Origin of the sequence: Nostoc sp. UHCC 0870 (assembly GCF_022063185.1) — a bacterium.
Taxonomy (GTDB): Bacteria; Cyanobacteriota; Cyanobacteriia; order Cyanobacteriales; family Nostocaceae; genus Trichormus.
Map to the genome: position 1 here is coordinate 3,694,413 of NZ_CP091913.1, position 18,592 is coordinate 3,713,004.

Annotated in this window: 14 protein-coding genes; 9 read left to right on the forward strand and 5 right to left on the reverse strand. The window is 41.2% G+C overall.

What is annotated here, in order from left to right:
• Window positions 1–39: 39 nt before the first annotated feature.
• On the reverse strand, window positions 40–1,338 hold the full coding sequence (locus tag L6494_RS15620) for an ABC transporter substrate-binding protein (protein ID WP_237988629.1): 1,299 nt from the start codon (window positions 1,336–1,338) through the stop codon (window positions 40–42).
• Between the two features lie 264 nt (window positions 1,339–1,602).
• Here L6494_RS15620 and pilM point away from each other — a divergent pair, with 264 nt between their 5' ends.
• From pilM to L6494_RS15645, 5 genes are all read left to right on the forward strand, one after another.
• Window positions 1,603–2,712 carry a type IV pilus assembly protein PilM gene (gene pilM, locus L6494_RS15625; protein WP_237988631.1) on the forward strand — a complete coding sequence of 370 codons (1,110 nt, stop codon included), beginning with the start codon at window positions 1,603–1,605 and terminating at the stop codon, window positions 2,710–2,712.
• Window positions 2,713–2,716: 4 nt separating this feature from the next.
• Entirely contained in the window at window positions 2,717–3,478 is a 762-nt protein-coding gene (locus tag L6494_RS15630) for a PilN domain-containing protein (RefSeq protein WP_237988632.1), read from the forward strand.
• Window positions 3,475–4,236, forward strand: a complete 762-nt coding sequence (locus L6494_RS15635; RefSeq protein WP_237988634.1) for a pilus assembly protein PilO — start codon at window positions 3,475–3,477, stop codon at window positions 4,234–4,236. The genes L6494_RS15630 and L6494_RS15635 overlap by 4 nt, the downstream gene beginning before the upstream one ends.
• 227 nt (window positions 4,237–4,463) lie before the next feature.
• Complete coding sequence (locus tag L6494_RS15640) at window positions 4,464–6,947, forward strand: type IV pilus secretin family protein (RefSeq protein ID WP_237988635.1); 2,484 nt, start codon at window positions 4,464–4,466, stop codon at window positions 6,945–6,947.
• A 378-nt stretch (window positions 6,948–7,325) separates the two neighbouring features.
• Entirely contained in the window at window positions 7,326–7,967 is a 642-nt protein-coding gene (locus L6494_RS15645) for a Uma2 family endonuclease (RefSeq protein WP_237988636.1), read from the forward strand.
• Window positions 7,968–8,251: 284 nt separating this feature from the next.
• Here L6494_RS15645 and L6494_RS15650 read toward each other — a convergent pair whose 3' ends face one another.
• Both L6494_RS15650 and L6494_RS15655 read right to left on the reverse strand, forming a co-directional pair.
• On the reverse strand, window positions 8,252–8,482 hold the full coding sequence (locus tag L6494_RS15650) for a type II toxin-antitoxin system HicA family toxin (protein WP_237988638.1): 231 nt from the start codon (window positions 8,480–8,482) through the stop codon (window positions 8,252–8,254).
• Window positions 8,479–8,718: a type II toxin-antitoxin system HicB family antitoxin gene (locus tag L6494_RS15655; RefSeq protein ID WP_237988640.1), complete on the reverse strand. Its 240-nt coding sequence runs from the start codon at window positions 8,716–8,718 to the stop codon at window positions 8,479–8,481. The genes L6494_RS15650 and L6494_RS15655 overlap by 4 nt, the downstream gene beginning before the upstream one ends.
• 676 nt (window positions 8,719–9,394) lie before the next feature.
• On the opposite strand from L6494_RS15655, the gene L6494_RS15660 reads away from it, so the two are divergent.
• The 3 genes from L6494_RS15660 to L6494_RS15670 all read left to right on the forward strand — a co-directional run bounded on the left by L6494_RS15660 (window position 9,395) and on the right by L6494_RS15670 (window position 12,478).
• On the forward strand, window positions 9,395–9,679 hold the full coding sequence (locus L6494_RS15660) for an HU family DNA-binding protein (protein WP_237988642.1): 285 nt from the start codon (window positions 9,395–9,397) through the stop codon (window positions 9,677–9,679).
• Window positions 9,680–9,705: 26 nt separating this feature from the next.
• Window positions 9,706–10,854, forward strand: a complete 1,149-nt coding sequence (cobD, locus tag L6494_RS15665; RefSeq protein ID WP_237988644.1) for a threonine-phosphate decarboxylase CobD — start codon at window positions 9,706–9,708, stop codon at window positions 10,852–10,854.
• 169 nt (window positions 10,855–11,023) lie between these two features.
• A complete protein-coding gene (locus L6494_RS15670; RefSeq protein WP_237988645.1) occupies window positions 11,024–12,478 on the forward strand; it encodes a dihydrolipoyl dehydrogenase family protein in 1,455 nt (484 codons plus the stop codon).
• A gap of 10 nt (window positions 12,479–12,488) precedes the next feature.
• Here L6494_RS15670 and L6494_RS15675 read toward each other — a convergent pair whose 3' ends face one another.
• Window positions 12,489–14,264 (reverse strand): DUF3685 domain-containing protein, encoded by a 1,776-nt coding sequence (locus L6494_RS15675; RefSeq protein WP_237988647.1) that lies wholly within the window; start codon window positions 14,262–14,264, stop codon window positions 12,489–12,491.
• Between the two features lie 138 nt (window positions 14,265–14,402).
• Here L6494_RS15675 and L6494_RS15680 point away from each other — a divergent pair, with 138 nt between their 5' ends.
• Window positions 14,403–17,381 carry a pentapeptide repeat-containing protein gene (locus tag L6494_RS15680; RefSeq protein WP_237988649.1) on the forward strand — a complete coding sequence of 993 codons (2,979 nt, stop codon included), beginning with the start codon at window positions 14,403–14,405 and terminating at the stop codon, window positions 17,379–17,381.
• A gap of 64 nt (window positions 17,382–17,445) precedes the next feature.
• Here the strand turns inward: L6494_RS15680 and L6494_RS15685 are convergent, their stop codons facing one another.
• Window positions 17,446–17,895, reverse strand: coding sequence for a Fur family transcriptional regulator (locus L6494_RS15685; protein WP_237988650.1), 450 nt, complete (start codon window positions 17,893–17,895; stop codon window positions 17,446–17,448).
• Between the last annotated feature and the right edge of the window lie 697 nt (window positions 17,896–18,592).

Below are 18,592 nucleotides of genomic sequence, written 5' to 3' on the forward strand. Positions count from 1 at the left end.
CAAATAATTTTATTCAAACCGTATTACCATCCCTAATCACTACCGATTATTCCATTCTTTTGCTGCATCTTCTACAGCTTTATCTACAGTTTTTTCTCCTAACATCGCTGCTTGTAGGTTCTCATAAATGGCTTTTTGCAACTTTTTAATGTCTTTCAAAGCTGGAGTTAATATTTCGGCTTTTTGCAGTTGTTGTGCGCTGACTACTCTCGCTTTTTCTACTGTGGAAGCATTCGCGGGAATATCTTTAAAGTAACTATCCGCTAGTGCTTTACTCGTAGATGGTAGAACATTAGCAGCTTTAGCAAAGGCTAATTGATTATCATCATTGGTGAGGAATAAACCAAATTTCACCGCCGCATCTGGTTGTTTGGTATCGCGGGGAATGACGATATTCATCACAGCGACATTTTTCTTACCTGTATCACCAGTAAGTTGGGGTGAAATTGCTGAAACCTGGGCGATTTTGGGCGCATTGTTGGCGATGGTTTTAAGAAACTCTGGCCCGGAAGCTAAGAATGCTGTTTCACCAGATTGGTATAAATCGATGGCGTGGCGATGTCCTTGCGTCAGTGATTCTTTTGGTAATAACCCTTTTTTATAAAGTTCTACCCAATACTGAAACGCTGCTTTACCTTGAGGCGTGTTAAACGCGGCTTTTCCCTCCGCATCTACTAGGGTGACTCCCATCTGCACCAATGATTGCAGCACTTCACCGGAATCTTGTGGGACAAAAGTTACAAAAAAGGCGTATTTGCCTGTCTTATCTTTAATTTGTTGTGCTGCTTGTGCTAATTCTGCGTAAGTTGTGGGTGGTTTACTGATACCTGCCTGTTTTAATAAATCGGTGTTATAAATGGTTAACCTCGTGGTGAGATACCAGGGAATCCCAAAACTTTTGCTATTGAGTGTGCTGGCTTTCCAAATATTTGGTAGGTAGGAGGAACGCGCTTCCTGTGGGATTTTTGTATCCAAATCTAACCAGGCATTTCGACCTGCTAATTGAGAAGCAAAATCGGGATTGAGGTTAACAACATCAGGTGGCGTTTTTGCGGAGACAGCTGTTAAGATTTTGTTCTCCATAGCTGCCCAAGGAACATCAACCCATTTCACCTTTATACCTGGATTTTGTGACTCAAAGTTAGTAATTAAGCTTTGGAAGTAGTTGGTAAATTGAGGTTGGAGTTGCATAGTCCAAAACTCAATATTGGCTGTTCCAGAAGCAGCTTGTTGGGTATTTGAATTAATTGTTCCGGTACTGCAACTGACAACCCAACTGGTCAGTAATCCTAATATTGCTAAAGCGACCAGTTGTTTAAATTTTTTTAATTGAATCATTTTCCCAGTATTTTTACGCTTGATCAGGGTCAAAAGCTTATGCAGAATTGTCGAGATTATAGTCTAAAACAAACGGTTATGAGTGTTGAATGTTGAGTTGCTGTTAGCGGTAGCGCGGCGTTTAGTCGGTGCTGAGTTATGTAGGGTGGGCAAAGCTGGTATATTTCTAAATTTGGTCAAAAGTTCATAGCCCAAGTGACTAATGACCAATGACTACTTAAGTATCATTTAAATTTTCAATTTTGCATTTTGGTGGGCATTGTTGTGGTGAAAAGTTTTAGTAGTCTGTTTGGTAAATCTCATAAAGGGGTAGGTGTTGAAATAGCACCGGAACGTGTGAATGTAGTTCAAATACGCAAGCAACGCCAAGGTTTAAAAATCGAATCTTTAACATCAGTACCAGTTCCAGAAGGAATTGTTAGTGATGGTCAAATCAATGACCCTCCAGCAATGGCGCAATTGATTCAGCAGGCCTTGGCTCAAAGCAAAATCAAGACTTCTCGTGTGGCGACTGGTGTACCAGGTCGTGATTCGATTGTACGGATCATACCTGTACCGGCAGAGTTGGATGATCGGGAACTCCGGGATATGGTGTTAGACCATGAAGCAGGTTTGTATTTACCCTATCCCCGTGAGGAAGCTGATGTAGATTATCAAAAACTTGGGTACTTTGTAGATGAGGACGGCATTGAAAAGGTACAGGTGTTGTTAGTTGCTACCCGTAAGGAGGTGACAGATACATATATTCGTACCTTTGAGCAGGCAGGATTGCAAATCAATGTTTTAGAGATTAACAGTTTCGCACTGATTCGGACAATCCGCGATCGCCATTTGCGCGAATTAAGTCCACAAGAAGCCGCCGTTTTAGTTGACATCGAGTTCGACAGTACAGAAATAGCCATCATTGTTAACGGTATACCCCAATTTTCCCGCACTGTACCCGTTGGCACTTACCAAATGCAAATGGCCTGGGCTAGAGCTATGAGCTTACCCACATCACGGGATATGGAACTGTTATATGAAATGAAAATTCCCCTAACTCCCATAGACGGTGATAAAACTGGGATGACGGAAGCTGACCCAGGGATGGCCGGGGTGATGCGAATCTTGGGAGAACTCACAGATGAGCTACGCCGTTCTGTCGATTTTTACTTAAATCAAAGTGAAAACTTAGAGGTAGCACAGATTTTCTTAGCTGGGCCTGGAGGTGGGCTACAATATTTAGATGATTTTTTTACACAAAGACTAAGTATACCTACTACACAAATAGATCCTATTGGGTCTTTGTCCTTGGAAGTTAATCAAGACGATTACCCCGCAACACAGCGTTCTGGTTTAGGAATAGTTCTTGGTTTAGGAATGCGGGAGGTGTAACAAAATGTACAGTTTAGATATTAACTTTCTTAAAGATCGTCCAGCCTATCAGCCCAAACTTGAGAAAAAGTCAGGAATTAAGCTACCGACGGGGAATTTAACACCAGTTTATATTGGGGTGACATTGGGTTTAGGCTTTCCAGTCTTGGTAGGGGCTGGTTTGTGGTTTTTGCAAGCTAAAACTAGTGAGTTAGAGCAGGCGATCGCACAACTAGAAGACCAAAGTAAGAAATTAGACGCAGAAATCAGCAATATCAACAAAATTAAAGAACAGACAGCCGCCTTCAAAGCGGAAACCCAAAGTTTAGTTACCGTATTTGACCAGATTCGACCTTGGTCAGCCATGTTAGAAGATTTGCGCGATCGCATTCCCGCGACAGTGCAAATTGAAAATGTCAGGCAAATTCCCCCCACCGCCGCAACAGAAGGACAGCCCTCTCCTAACCCCGCAGGTGGGATAGAAATCACTGGATTGGCTCGCTCTTTTGACAATGTGAACGACTTTTTATTAAGTCTGCAACAGTCGCGCTTTTTAAAGTCTTCCGCAAGCAGAATTATTACAGCTACTTTAGTAGATGCACCAGTACAAGCAACAGCTAGAAATGGTGTAACAATTAAACCACCACAAGTAGTTAAATATACCATTCAATCCAGTCTCAGTGATGTTCCAGCTTCGGAATTGATTCGGGAATTAGAGCAAAAAGGCACAGTGGGATTAGTAACCCGAATTCGTAGTATGCAACAAACAGGAGTCATTACACGATGACGCTGAGTGAAGATTTAAATTTTGCCGAACACGCCGGCAATGTAGATTCAGAACCAACTTACCCCGTTATTTTTGGTATTACCTTTACACCAAAAATCATTGGAATTTTGGTCGGGGTCGTAGGTCTGGCAGGAGCTATGTATATGCTACTCAATATGGTGATGCCAGCTTGGGACAGCTATCAGCAAAAGCAAGGACAAAGCAACGAACTCCAAGGACAAATCCAGCAGAAGGAGGCTACTGTCAAACAAATTGGTAAGGTTAAAGAAGAGCTAGCCCAAGCAAAACAGCAAAAAAAACAGGTTTTAGCTTTATTCTCTGACGAAAAAACTTTAGATACTCTACTTTTGGATTTAAATCGTTTAGTAGAGTCTGGTAGTTCGCCAACGCCTCTCAATGCAGTGAGAGCCAAACTGCAAAAATTTGTACCAGCTACAGATAAACCAGAAATTGTTACCGATGGTTCTCTGGGAGCAGCCGTCAACGGCAAGCTCAAACGCAGTAGCATTAATGTCGAAATCATCGGTACTTATGAACAAACCCAATCTATTATTCGGAATATAGAGCGTTTACAGCCATTACTAATAGTTAAAGACTATCAATCAGCATTAGCAAATATACAAGCTACAGATACATCTGGTAAGCCTTTGCGGAGGGTAGGGGCTGCACCAATTACGACATCTTTCCAATTACAAGCATTAATGCCCCTTAATTCAGAAGATGCAGCTGCTGCGGCTAAAGCAGCGACTAAGAAGTAGTTAGAGGCTACGGGCTTTTAGTTTGGGTTAAGATCCCCCCGCCTGCGGCGACCCCCTTAAAAAGGGGGTAAAAGAGGGTTAAAAGACCATTTCTAATTCTAATAGGGTTAGAAGCCCCTTTTTAAGAGTCTCATAAGCCCCCCTTTTTAAGGGGGGTTGGGGGGATCTTAACCCAACCTACACTCTATTTTTGAATTTTGAATTGCTTATTAAGTGAGGAATGAACTGTGAAACAGTTTCACGGTAATAATTTTATTTTAGGTACGGCTGCTTTATCTTTTCTGGCAGCACAACCAGTATCAGCACAAATTACACAAGTTAATGAAGTCAAGTTAGCTCCCGTAGATGGGGGAGTTAGTGTTACTCTCAAAACTTCTGCCGGCTCGCGTCCACAAGTTTTTACGACGAAACGAGGTAAGGCTTTAGTTTCAGATGTGATTAATACCCAACTGCGTTTACGACAAGGGAATAATTTCCGCCAAGAAAAACCAGTTCCGGGAATTGCTTCTGTTGAGGTTGTGCAACTTGATGCTAATAGTATTCGGGTGATAGTGACTGGTGATAATGATGCGCCAGGTGGTCAACCTGTGGTTAGAAAATCAGATGGAATTACCCTCGGCTATACTCCATCAACAGGAACTACAGCATCAGCACCAATTACCCCTAAACCACCGACATCGACAACACCACCTGCGACTACTCCACCTCCTGGGGCTATGGTTGCTCAACCGGGTGCAGTTCCAAATGTGCTTGTACCTAACCCGGAAGTCACAATTGATGGTAGACCAGCACAACCTGCTGGTGTAGGTCAGCCTGTCAGCCAAGCACCGCCATTCTTACCCAGAGCGATCGCCCCACCAGTTGGGGATATTGCGATTTCTGCAACTGATGCGTCTCCTAGCACCATAGATTTAGGTACTCAGGAACGTGTGCCTCGTTTGGTGTTGCGGGATGCGCCAGTCCGTGAGGTTTTATCGCTGTTGGCTCGTGCGGCTAATCTCAACTTGGCTTATATAGGAGGCGATGCCCCTAAAGAGGGGCAGGAAATTCAGCAAACCATTTCTCTAGATATAGAAAATGAGCCTGTGCAAGATGTGTTTAATTATGTCTTGCGCTTAAGTGGTTTAGAGGCTAACCGCAGCAATAGGACTATTTTTGTTGGGCCGAAACTGCCTAATTCAACGCGTGACGTGATTATGCGTAACCTGCGACTCAATCAGGTAAATGTAGGAGTTGCTTTAAACTTTTTGGTTGGCTTGGGGGCTGAAAGTGCTATTAGTAGAGAAAGACTGGTTACTAGCGTAAATGCCGTTCCTGTTGGTGGTGCAGCTAATGTGGCAGTCACTCAAACTCAGACAACCTCAGAAACCAAACTTGAAACTCAAAGAGTTGAATTTCAAGATTCAAGACCTTTGCTCAGAGGTCTACAAGCATTAGGCGATGAGCGTACCAATTCTCTTACCTTAATTGGACCACCCAGGCAAGTAGAAATGGCAATGGCTCAACTGACCCAACTTGATGTCCGCCGCCGTCAGGTGGTAGTTAATGTCAGAATTATTGATGTAAACCTTTTAGGCCTTCAAGAATCCAACTCTAGCTTTTCTTTTGGAATAGGAAATAACTTCTTCTCCAGTGACGGTGGTGCAGCATCACTGAATTTTGGTGGACTGAATCCACCCAGTGCTAGTAATGTACGTAATAATCTTAACCCCACAGTGAGTGGTAATCCTTATAGTGGTGGTAATACTTTCTTAGATTTAAATAACACTACCAGTATTCCAGGAACTGGAATAGGTGAAAGAACAGTTTTTACTGATAATGTTAATGGCAACTCATTTATTCGTGAGACACCTGGAAGTTCTGAGAGCTTCTTTAATCGCCAAGCCGGAATTTCAGGAGATCCATTTCAGGCAGGTTTTACAGATTTTACAAGGGGAACACCTAATATTGTTACCACAACCGTAAATCCACCTACTACCCCAGGACAGCCAAACACAGTAACAACAACTGTTACACCAGGAACTGTTGGCACAGCAACAGCTGCTTTACCTTCTTTATTTCAGTATCCTAAACGTCTTCTCGCTAGTTTGCAGGCTCAAGTACAAAATGGCAACGCCAAGATTTTGACTGACCCAACTTTAATTGTGCAAGAAGGTCAAGAAGCTGTAGTGAAATTAACGACAGAAGTATTTGGAGGCTTTGAAAGTTCAGAACAAAGTTCATCAACAGGGACAAATTCTCAATCATCTTCTACCAGAAAACCTATTATTAAGGATGCAGGTCTGACGTTGGCAGTTAAAGTTGAGAGAATTGATGATAATGGTTTTGTTTCTTTGTCCGTTGCACCTACAGTGTCAGCACCTGGTGGTACAACATCAACTGGTGATGGTACGATTACTTTAATATCCCAACGCAGTCTTAAATCTGGGCTAGTTCGTCTGCGAGATGGTCAAACATTAATTCTTAGTGGCATTATTCAAGAAACCGATAGAGTCTCAGTAAGCAAGATTCCCATTTTGGGCGATATTCCCCTTCTTGGTTCACTATTTAGAAGCACAAACAGAACTAATCAGCGTAATGAGGTGATTGTACTCCTAACACCTCAAATTATGGATGATTCGGAAAACTCTGCTTATGGCTATAATTACAACCCTAGCCCACAGGTGCGGCAAATGCTTGAGCGTCGTGGTTTGGGTACACCTAAGCGATAATTCGTAATTCGTAATGGGCTAACGCCCCGCTCCGCTAACGTAATTCGTAATTCAAAAAAGTCAGATGTGTCTAAGTTTTGGTTTGATATCTGTTGGCTGATTTTGGCGAATTGGTATTAGGAAGAAAATGCAATCTACTAGATAAACCACAAGCTTTTAAGCTTTGTGGTATTTTTTTGGATAGCCTTGAAGACCCGCATTTCTCACAAACAGTAGGGGCGGGTTAACAGATATACTCGAATCATTCACGAATATTTCGCTCAACCCGCCCCTACGGACGTTGCAATAATTGGTGAGAAATCCGGGTTTAACAAACCAACTATTGCGAAATATGGCAAACTCTTGATATAAGCCAATATCCTGGGGGAGAAATCAACTATGGTGGCGATAAAACAACCAGCAGAAACTAGAACTTTACTCCACAACATCAGCTGGCAAACTTTTAAAACTATGCTCCTGGAGATGGGAACAGAGCGCAATTCCCGACTAGCTTACGAAAATGGAATAGTAGAGATTATGTCCCCACTCATGGCACACGAAAACTCCAACCGCCTTATAGAGGTCTTTGTCGGTGTCCTGTGTGAAGAATTTGGTTTAGAGATTAAACGTTCTGGCTCTCTGACTTTAACGCGGGATGATTTAGAACGGGGGGCAGAGCCAGATAGTAGCTACTACATCCAAAATGAAGCTTTAGTCAGAAATAAAGAAAATATTGACCTAGCCACTGACCCACCGCCTGATTTGGTGCTAGAGGTGGAATATTCTCGCTCTGCAATAGACAAATTGAAGCTGTATGCAGCGATGGGAGTTCCTGAGTTTTGGCGTTATAACGGCAGTACATTAAGAATTTATACGCTTGTAGGTGGGCAATATTCAGAAGTGCAAATGAGCATGACTTTTGCATCTGTGCCGGTGAGGGAGATTCCCCAGTTTGTTTTAGCAGCTAAACAGAATGGTGAAGTCTCTACTACTCGCGCTTTTCGTGCTTGGGTTAAGGGGAAACTTTCTTCGGTGGATTAAGATGGTTGCACCCCACCCCCAACCCCCTCCCCGCAAGCGAGGAGGGGGCTATGATGTACCTCATGTGATTAGGAAACGCTATAGATGATGAGTTCTATGCTTAGAGGCTGTTTAAAAAGTTTTGTCAGGTATCCTTTGTCATTCTGAGTGGAGCTTTGCGGAAGGTTCGCGAAGCGTTCCGAAGGAAAGAATCCGCGTTTTCACCGTTATACTGGGATGCTTCCTTCGTCAGCATGACATAAAAGGCGACTTTTCAAACACTCTCTTAAATTACCTTTCACATATTATTCTTGTAACAACTCGAAAAAAGTTTCTTTATCAATGCCAATATCTTGAATCATTCCCATTAGAGTACCTTGTTTTAGGTCTTTTCCAGAATGAATCGGAACGACAACTCGACTCCCCTGGACATTTTTATAAATGGCATGGCTACCCTTTTGACGATCAAGATAAAAACCTAATTTTTCAATTACTTTAACAAAATCTTTAGCTTTGACACTAGGAAAATTACTCATATTAAGATACTTAATGGCTTAACAATTAAATCTTCTTTAGGGATAGGTTGATGATCAGCCATTAAACTTTCAAGATATAATTCGATAGCTTCTGTAATATTCTCAACAGCTTCTTCAAAAGTGTCGCCTTGAGAATGGCAGCCCTTGAGAACAGGACAAAAAGCGTGATAGCCACCATCTTGTTCTTTTTCTAGAAGAACCGTATAGTTATAGACTTGTTTACTGTTATTTTCCATATATTCCACCTGTTTTGAAAGCTACTATTTTTAGCTTAGACCGTTTCTGTTAAAACTCACTGTAAGAGCCTATTTATAAAGTAAATATTAAGTAGGGTGTGTTACGGCGGTGTGATGATTTGAGTATGAGCGACAGTATAAATTGCCGTAACGCACCATAATCACGCGGTGCGTTACGCGTTGCTTTAACGCACCCTACAATTTAAGCTTTACTTTCGTCGGTGGATTGAGATGGTTGCACCCCACCCCTAGCCCCTCCCCACAAGCGAGGAGGGGAATTTTGATTTGATGGTATGCGATCGCAGTCCAATAAATTAAATTAAACTAAACTACTCAACTAACTTTTTATTTCTTTACTTTTGCAGTGTGACTTAATTGTAATCAGGGGTCTTACTAAGTATTTATTCCTACTTTTGGGGTGGTTTTGGCTGCAACAATCACCCAAAAATTAAAAAAAAATGCCGAAATCCATATAAATTAATGGTTTCATCTATCCACTTCTGGCTGGAACACCTTAGAATGATTCATTGAAAAGTCGAGCCGATGGGATTTACAGACATTTTGAGTAGAAATACTCCCCAAGGTCGATTTTTGTGTTCTGTAAAACAGAGATTTAAGTAAAGATGCTACATGGTACATCTAGAAAAAATCTCAACTAAAAATTAAGGAGTTCCAAATGAACAAGGGTGAATTGGTTGATGCCGTATCTGAAAAGGCTAGTGTGACTAAGAAGCAAGCTGATGCTGTCTTAACTGCTGCTTTGGAAACGATTATTGAAGCTGTTTCCTCTGGCGATAAGGTGACACTGGTAGGTTTTGGCTCTTTTGAATCACGAGAACGCAAGGCTCGTGAAGGTCGTAACCCCAAAACTAACGAAAAGATGGAAATTCCCGCTACTAGAGTTCCTGCTTTCTCTGCTGGTAAGCTATTTAGAGAAAGAGTTGCGCCCCCAAAAGCGTAGGCGTTACTTTTAGGAATTTTGATTTGATGCGGCAACCGGCTCATGGGGGAAATTTAGCTTGGGCAGCAGCACTAGCTGGCTGTCCGGCTGATGCTATTGTGGATTTTTCTGCGAGTATCAGCCCCTTAGGCCCACCCAAAAGTGCGATCGCTGCTATTCACTCGCAAATGGGTAATCTCAGGCACTATCCAGACCCAGATTACAGTGACCTAAGATTAGCTCTAGGTGACTTCCATCAACTGCCGCCAGAGTGGATTCTGCCGGGCAACGGTTCAGCAGAATTACTGACTTTGGCAGGTAGGGAATTAGCAGAATTGGCCGCAACCTTTTTAATTACTCCAGCTTTTGGCGACTACTACCGCACCCTGGCGGCGTACAACGCTAAAGTTCTGGAGTTTTCCCTTTCTTTGGGGACTGGGGACTGGGGATTGGGGACTGGGGACTGGGGACTGGGAACTGGGGGAATTACAGAATCAGGTTCTCCCCTACACCCTTACACCCCTACACCCCTACACCCCTACACCCCATCAAAAAACTGCGCTTTCTTAATTAACAATCCCCACAACCCGACAGGCAAACTATTCTCACGGGAGGCGATTTTGCCTTATGTGGAACAGTTTGCTTTGGTGGTGGTGGATGAAGCTTTTATGGATTTTGTACCTCCTGATGAGGAACAAAGCCTTATTTCGCTGGTGCAGGAATATCCCAACTTGGTAGTGTTGCGATCGCTAACTAAATTTTACAGTCTACCTGGACTGAGAATGGGATATGCGATCGCTCACCCTGACCGCCTCCGCAAATGGCAGTTATGGCGTGACCCCTGGCCAGTAAACACCTTGGCAGCAGCTGCGGCGGTTGCGTCCCTCCAGGATACAGAGTTTCAAGCACAAACTTGGCAATGGCTACCACCTGCACGACAGCAATTGTTTGAGGGTTTAGCCGCCATCCCCGGATTACAACCCCAACCCAGTGCTGCTAACTTTTTACTGGTGGAAACACAACAATCAACTGTGCAGTTACAGCAACAGTTACTCCAGCATCACCAAATTTTAATTCGTGATTGTCTCAGCTTTAAAGAATTAGGCGATCGTTTTTTCCGCGTCGCTGTACGTTCTGAATCTGACAACAAACGCCTGCTAACAGGGTTAAACTTAGTGCTGAGTGCTGAGTGCTGAGTGCTGTTAGCGGTAGCGCGGTGTTTAGCCGGTGCTGAGTGAGAAGACAATATAGCGTTTCCAAATGAGGTTATCATAGCTCCCTCCCTGCTTGCGGGGAGGGGTTGGGGGTGGGGTTCTTGTACCTCACTAAAGCGCAGATTTGAATTTTGAATTGGAGCGAAGCGACTTGACTATTGACTACGATATTGTAATTATTGGCGGTAGTCTTGCTGGACGCTATGCAGCTTTATTTGCTACTCAACTCAAAGCTAAAGTTGCTTTAGTAGAATCTAGAGTAGACTACGGATTATTTTATTCTCAAGCGATCGGCAAAATTGCTAATCTTGCCCAGCCTGGCGATGATTTGGTCAGTTTTGGTATTAACTCCAGAAACGCTGATACTGTCGAAAAATACCCAATATCTGTGAACTGGCCAGATGCAATGCTGTACGCCTATGGTGTTGTATCTAATATCCAAGAACAGACCTCTCCGGCTGTATTAGCGGCGGAGGGGGTCGATGTGATTTTTGGTAATGGTCAATTTTCAGATGATCCTGATTTGGCATTTGCTGTTAATCAACGCCTATTGCGGGGACGCACTTATTTACTAGCTACTGGTTCTCGTCCAGCCATTCCAGAGATTGAGGGATTGCAAACCACTGGCTACTTGACCCTAGCTAATATTTGGCAGGCTTTTAAAGCACCTACACCGCCCCAAGATTGGGTAATTATTGGCGGTGTTCCCCAAAGTATTGAAATTGCCCAAACTCTTGTCAAATTGGGTTGCAGTGTCACTTTAGTAGTTAACCACCCTTACCTGATATCCTCTGTTGACCCAGAAATTTCCCAGTTGCTACAAGCGCAGTTAGAAGCTGAGGGTGTAAGTATTTTTACAGGGAAAATAGTTACTCAAGTCAGGCGAATTGATGGTAAAAAATGGATTCAGGTTGGAGATAAAGCCATTGAAGTTGATGAAATTTTAGTAGCGACAGGGCAACAACCCAATATTGAATCATTAAATTTGTCAAATGTCGGTGTGAAATTGCATCAGCAGCGTTTATTAATTAATGAAAAGCTGCAAACTACTAACCACCGAATTTATGCTTGTGGGGATGTAATTGGTGGCTATGATTTCGCTAATATCGCTCAATATGAAGCGAGAATTGCGATAAAAAATGCTTTATTTTTACCTAGGTTGAAAGTTAATTACTCTAATATTCCTTGGGCAATATTTTCTCAGCCAAGTTTAGCGCGGGTAGGTTTAACACAAGCGCAAGCACAACGCCGATTTGAGCGCAAAGAAATTTTAGTTTTACGACACTATTATAAATCAGTAGCAGCAGCCCAAGTAGAAAGTAAAATTACAGGTATTTGTAAGTTAATTGTATTACGCAACGGCGAGATTGTAGGAGCAACGATATTAGGAACAGCAGCCAGAGAATTAATTAATCTAATCGCTTTCGCCATGTCTCAAAAAATACGCGTCAAGCATTTAGCAGATTTATCTCCTATTTATCCCAGTTTTGCAGAAATTTTAGAACAAACAGCCAGCGAATGGAGCAATCAGAAATTGCATAGTAATCTAACTTGGCAAGAGTGGTTAGAAGGTTTCTTTTATTTTCGTCGCAACTGGAATTTATAAGAATTACGAATTACTTACTCTTTTCATTGTTGCGCTTAAAGTTCTTTTCTGAAAAAGAGACACTACCAATACCTTGGATGACACCGCGACCAATTAAACCTAAACCGCGACCAATTATTTGTGTGAGTACGAAGACAATACCACTGCCTAAGAAAGATAATACTGATTGTAACCTTGGTGCGATCGCATCTCGAAATTCTAGGGTCAATGTCACTAGTAGAGGAATACCACCAAGCTGGGCTAATTCTTTATTGCGAGGAGCATAAACGGAAATTGTCGCAATACCACGAGGCGCAAATAAAAATAATTCATAACGGCTTTCAAAAATTGCCTGGGCTTCTTTCACATAATTATTTAACCGATATTTCCAAGATAAATCATTTCTAAACCTTTCAATTTCTCTCGTGGATATTAATTTGCGATCGTAAAAGTCTTTTTTGATTTGTTCTACATCTGCTAAAGAGTTGAGTAAAGGTTGTACTACAGCGTTAGCTACCTGAATTAACAAATTCTCTAGCATGATTTCAGCTTGAAAGTTGGCTTCTGAAGTACCTGCTGGGTAAGATGTATTATCTATTTGTAAATCAGTTTGAAATAACAGGTAAGATAACAATTCCCTAACTAACGGAATTTTATTCAGAATCGCGGTTTGAACCACTACTGAGTTTTGTAATAATACATTAACAATTTCTATATTGCGGTTTCCTAGTTTGATTAGAGAAAATTTACCAAAAAATTCTGTAACTGTAGCTTGCCACAAATCTTTTAAAATTATAGGCTGCAATTCTATCAATTGATTAACTGTGATTTGAGCTTCACGTAAATCATCTAATTGCTCAGATAATTTCTGGAGAATTAAATAAAGTAATTCCCGTTTCCTATCTTCACGAAAGATGTCAATTTCTAAGGGAGTATTTGAAACATTATTTAAAGAAAATTGTAGTTTATTGATGCAAGATGCAAAGAGGGTAGATTGCAGTGATCTTGGACTTAATAAAGAAGGTGTACTGAATATTTGTTGTATATCTGAAGGGACAATATTACTACTAACTGAAGGTAATACAGATAGTGGTGGTTGAACGGAGTGAATGACTTCTGGTTGCTGTTGTTGTTTTTCTTGGGGTGCTAATAATAATTGATTGACTAACCAACGAGCTGCTAAAATTTCTCGCCTTTGTCCAGCTAAAATTGCTCTATCTAGAATTGGTAAACCAGGGATTTGTAATTGGGCTGTAATTTCTTTTAACGTAGCGTCAATGTAACCAATTCCTGATGAATGTAAATTATATCGCCACTTTGCCAAGGGTAAGCGTCGTGGTGGAGTCTGAGGGGGAGGATTTAATTCAGTATTTGCCCTAGTTTCTAACCAATAGGAATTACCATTGGCTACCTCTATCATCGCTGTCATCAATTCTGCAATAGGAGTACCTTTAGGACAGTAACCATCTGCACCAAAAGCTTTGGCTGCCATGATGATTCCTGGTGTTTGCACAGAACTAAAGAGTAAAATCGGCAGTGTGGGATATAAAGCTTTGAGTTGCTGAATTAGTTGTAAACCTTGCTGTTGAGAGCCTGTTGAGCGATTATCACCTAATTCTAAAATTACCAAATTCACTTGGTTTGGGTCTTGTTGAGCTAGTTCTGCTAGAGTTTGCAAAACTGCTGTATCCGTGGCTGCTTCTGACACCACTTCTATGTTAGGCATTGCCTCTAAAGCTACCCGTAGTCCCAAGCGGAAGATAGGGTCTGGATCAACTAATATAATTTTAAAATGGCGATCGCTCATAGTCTACCCAAATAACATCAGCACTATCTTGTCCACTTTTGCTAACAACTTAGAATCGTATCTCCTTATTGTTACCTGTTTTCGTCCTCTGATAAATGGATGATAATTGGGATAGGCCGCAGTTCACTATGTAATTAAATGAACCTTAGTATTAGGCATTGGTTGGCAGAACGCCAGCTGACAATCAGTTACACTTCCAGTTTGTGCGTTGGGCAATTAGCAGGTATTGCCTATCGTATTGTCCAGGATATGGAAGCTAAAAGCCTAATACCATTAGATATTTGTACTTTAGCTGAGGTTTTGGCACTGCCTTTAGACGCGGTTGAACAAGAAATTACTGTCATTATTTTATTAACCGAAAGTCTGTTACGTAGTCTCAGCCAGAAAAAAGCTTTAAAACGCAACGAAGGTACATGGCTAGCCTTTCAAATTGCTTATCTGCAAGCTTTAGAACAAGTTTTACACCAAGAAACTATCCTGCAAAGACCTTGGCTAGAACGTGCCAAGATACCCTCCCCTACACCAATTCTTCAAGATGTGCTACTCCAGGGATTATTAAAAACCCTCTCTCCAGGCAAATTGACAGACACCCAAGCTGAACAAGCTTTATCTTTGGTGGCAGACTCATTACTCGTACAACAAATGAATCATGCTACTGTTGCTTGGTTCGTCGCCAATGGTACAGAGGAGTTAAAGGCAAAACTGTTAACTCAACGGTTAACACACTCGCTTCCTGGATACTTACTATCAGTCATTGCCCAGAATGCCCTAGCTTTGGCTCAACTGCAAAAATTTTTCCGGGTGGGAACGCCTGGTGATATCCACAGCCCAGAATTGGGGGCGATGGTAGCGGATAAAATTGACTTACATCGAGAAAATTACCGTGCTAGTTTGCTGCAAAACCTCAGCACACCGCTACTAATGGAATATTTTTCATTGAAAGATATTTACATTCCCTTAGTTGGGATACCAGAAACAGCCAATGATGAACAGTCAGTTGATTTAAAAACATGGGTGCAGGAACAGTTAACTGATTTAGAAACTATAACTGTGATTGAATCAGCACCGGGCTATGGTAAAACTAGTTTCTGCCAGATGTGGGCGGCGGAAATAGCACGGGAACTTTACCCTTCTTGGATGCCTGTGGTGATTCGGTTACGGGATATTAGATATGGACAGAATTTAATTGAAACTCTCAATTCTGGTTTTGCATTTAATCAACAGATTCATCTTACTACTTGGCTAGGACAAGACCATCCTCGATGTATATTACTACTAGATGGACTGGATGAATTGCCTCCTGCTAGTCAGAGTAAAAGAACAAAGACAATTTTTATCCAACAGTTAATTCAATTTCAAGCTCAACATCAGCATAAAATTGTGTTGACTAGTCGCTCAACAACTGTGCAAGAATTTGCGCCAGAAATACCCCCACAATGGCGGCGCATTACTATTCAGCAGTTGACAGCAAATGAACTTAAGCTATGGTTTCAACAGTGGACATTAATTCAATCATTACCTGTTGCTCAAAACTTTTTTACGTTTTTAAAACAGGCCGGGTTATTTACAAGTAAATCCAAGTTACCAGAACTCTCAGCTTTGGTACACCAACCATTCATGCTGTATCTTTTGGGTGTTTTACATCGGGATGGGTTACTAGATGACGGGATATTGCAGTTAGCTTATAACCAACAAAATAGTAATTCCTCTTTGTTGTGGGAAATTTATCATCGCCTCCAACAATGGTTGTTAGGCTATCCCTTAACTGGCAATATCCGCGCCAGCTTACAGCGTCAAGGATTGGCGCATATTCATCGTACACAAGAAGCGATCGCAAATTTACTTGCTGGTCATCATCCCCAAGATGTCATCGACCAAATACAAACGATATCTCTACAAATTTTACACAGCGATCGCCATCATATCACCCTGGAATTAACCCCAACGGCTAACCTACCCCCATTTTATTTTCAAAAGAGGCACAGGATTACCCCAATTCCCAATTCCCAAACCATCGCATTCTCTCACCCAAACCTAGGGACATATCTCTGCGCTGAGGCGGTGGCTAGTCAATTACAAATTTTGACACAGTGTCAAGCAGATATTTACGGTACGCAAAATTTTGTGATTGATTCTCCTAACGGCGTTGCCCAGCACCTGTATAATTTACTGGGTTATGGTATTTTGACTCAAGAAATTGCAGAATTAGCGATCGCCAGTTTACACCATCAGCCAATAAATCATTTTACTGGGGAAATTCTCATCCAACGCCTGGAATCTTTTTGGCGTGGTTACTGTCAAGGACGTTGGTTAGATGAAGGTATCGCCCACACAGCTTTATCTTATTTCCACTCACTGCACAACCCTGTCAATATAGAACAGCTAAATACTTATGTGGGTATTAATATATTTTTCTTGGTAGGCGGTATTCACAAAGAAATTCAAGTTACTTTTTGTCCTTGTGGCAACCCCAGCAATAGCACAGAATTTTATCCAGAAGCAATGCTCATGCTGTTATCAAAAGCAAGATTACTGGATACTCATGTTATTAAGTGCATTCATTCTGAATCTCTAGCGGGGATTAATCTATCAGGAGCATCTTTATCTCAAATTATATTAGCTGGTGCTAATTTTGAGCAGACAAATTTAACCAATGCAGTATTGATAGGAGCAAATCTTGCTGGAGTTAACCTGAGTGATGCAAATCTCAGTGATGCAAATCTCAGTGATGCAAATCTCACTGGTGCAAATCTTACTAATACAAATCTTACTAATGCAAATTTAACTGGTGCTAACCTGACTGGTGTCAATTTTCATGATGCTAATTTCACTAATACTTGTTTATCTGATGCTATTATCAGTGAAGCTAATCGAGAAACTGCTAAATTCAAAGGTGCTTTATTCTCCTTAGAACAGTTTCAAGCTTTGAAAGTTTTGTTATCACAGCAATCATACTTTAACATCCAGAACAGTACGGATAACACGAAGCATTGGGATCATAATACCCATGATATCGGTATCATTGAAAATGTAGAAGGTGAAATTAGTTCACCTTCAAATTTAGATGATGATGGTGATGATGAAACGGTTTTTTATGATCAGTTTAATAATTCGTAACTTCCTTATAAACGCTTTACGCAAAGGAGAGGGCTAAAGCCCTCACTACAAACCCGAAAAAGCTTTATTCACTGTCTTGGGAACTGCGATAGCCGTAGAAATTAATTGTGTATTCAGTAATTTTTACCCCAGTTTTTTGTTCAACCTCACGGATAAATTCTTCTGGTAGTTCAATATGAACGTCAAGAATTTGATTAGTATCTAAACAATTAACATGACTGTGAGCATCGCTAATATTGCCATATAAACGCCCATCACAGCGTTCGATACACTCTATAATCCCTTGACTTGATAATGCTTCTAAATTCTGATATACAGATGTATGACCGATTTCTTTACCTTCATGGTTGAGGCGATCGTAAATTTCCCTCGCAGAAAGATGTTCATTAGCTTGCCATAATAGTTCTAAAATAAAGCGACGTTGACGGCTAACCCGCATACCTAATATTTGACACCGTTCAAGCGCATCTTCTAAAGAACGAATGGGTTTTGTGGATACTGCCTGTTTCTGCATATTTAAGTCTACTTAACTATGGGGGAGTTTTCCCAGTTTGAGTTGATGGTTGCTGTGTATCTACCAGGGAACTACACATTTTACCTTTACACCTGCTCTACCTGTGCTGCTGCTGGGGAATGCTGCGGAAATTATAGTTTGAAGTGATTGTGGGGATAATTTTCTGATGTTTGCTTCACCACACCTTCATCTAAAACAAACTCATTACAACTTTAGCTTAAATTTTAGGTAAATGTCCACCTTGAAGCAGGAGCTAGGGAACTTCCAAATCAAAAATGTCCTATCCCTTAGTAAGCAGGGGACGTAGAGGAAGTTGGCAAAGAAGAACCTCATGGTTGTCTTTGAAGCAAAAACACCCCTATTTTTGCATTTTTTAGATTATTTTTTATTATTGTATAAATTATTGCACTTATATCCTTCCCTAAAGAAAAGACCTCTTGCATAAATGCTGAAGCTGTCATGTTGAGTGAAATATTAGTGAATGATTCGAGAATATCTGTGAACCCGCCCCTACTGTTTGTGCGAAATGCGGGTAAATTACCTGATGCAACAATTATTTCTTATTTCTGAATATTAGGGATGAAAAAATATTTTTTATCCATACAAAAAATTATTTCCTGGCGAATTAAAATACAGCTTGCATCGTAACAAGAGCAGTAATCTTATCTTGAATTGTCAAGATATTTATATATGACAC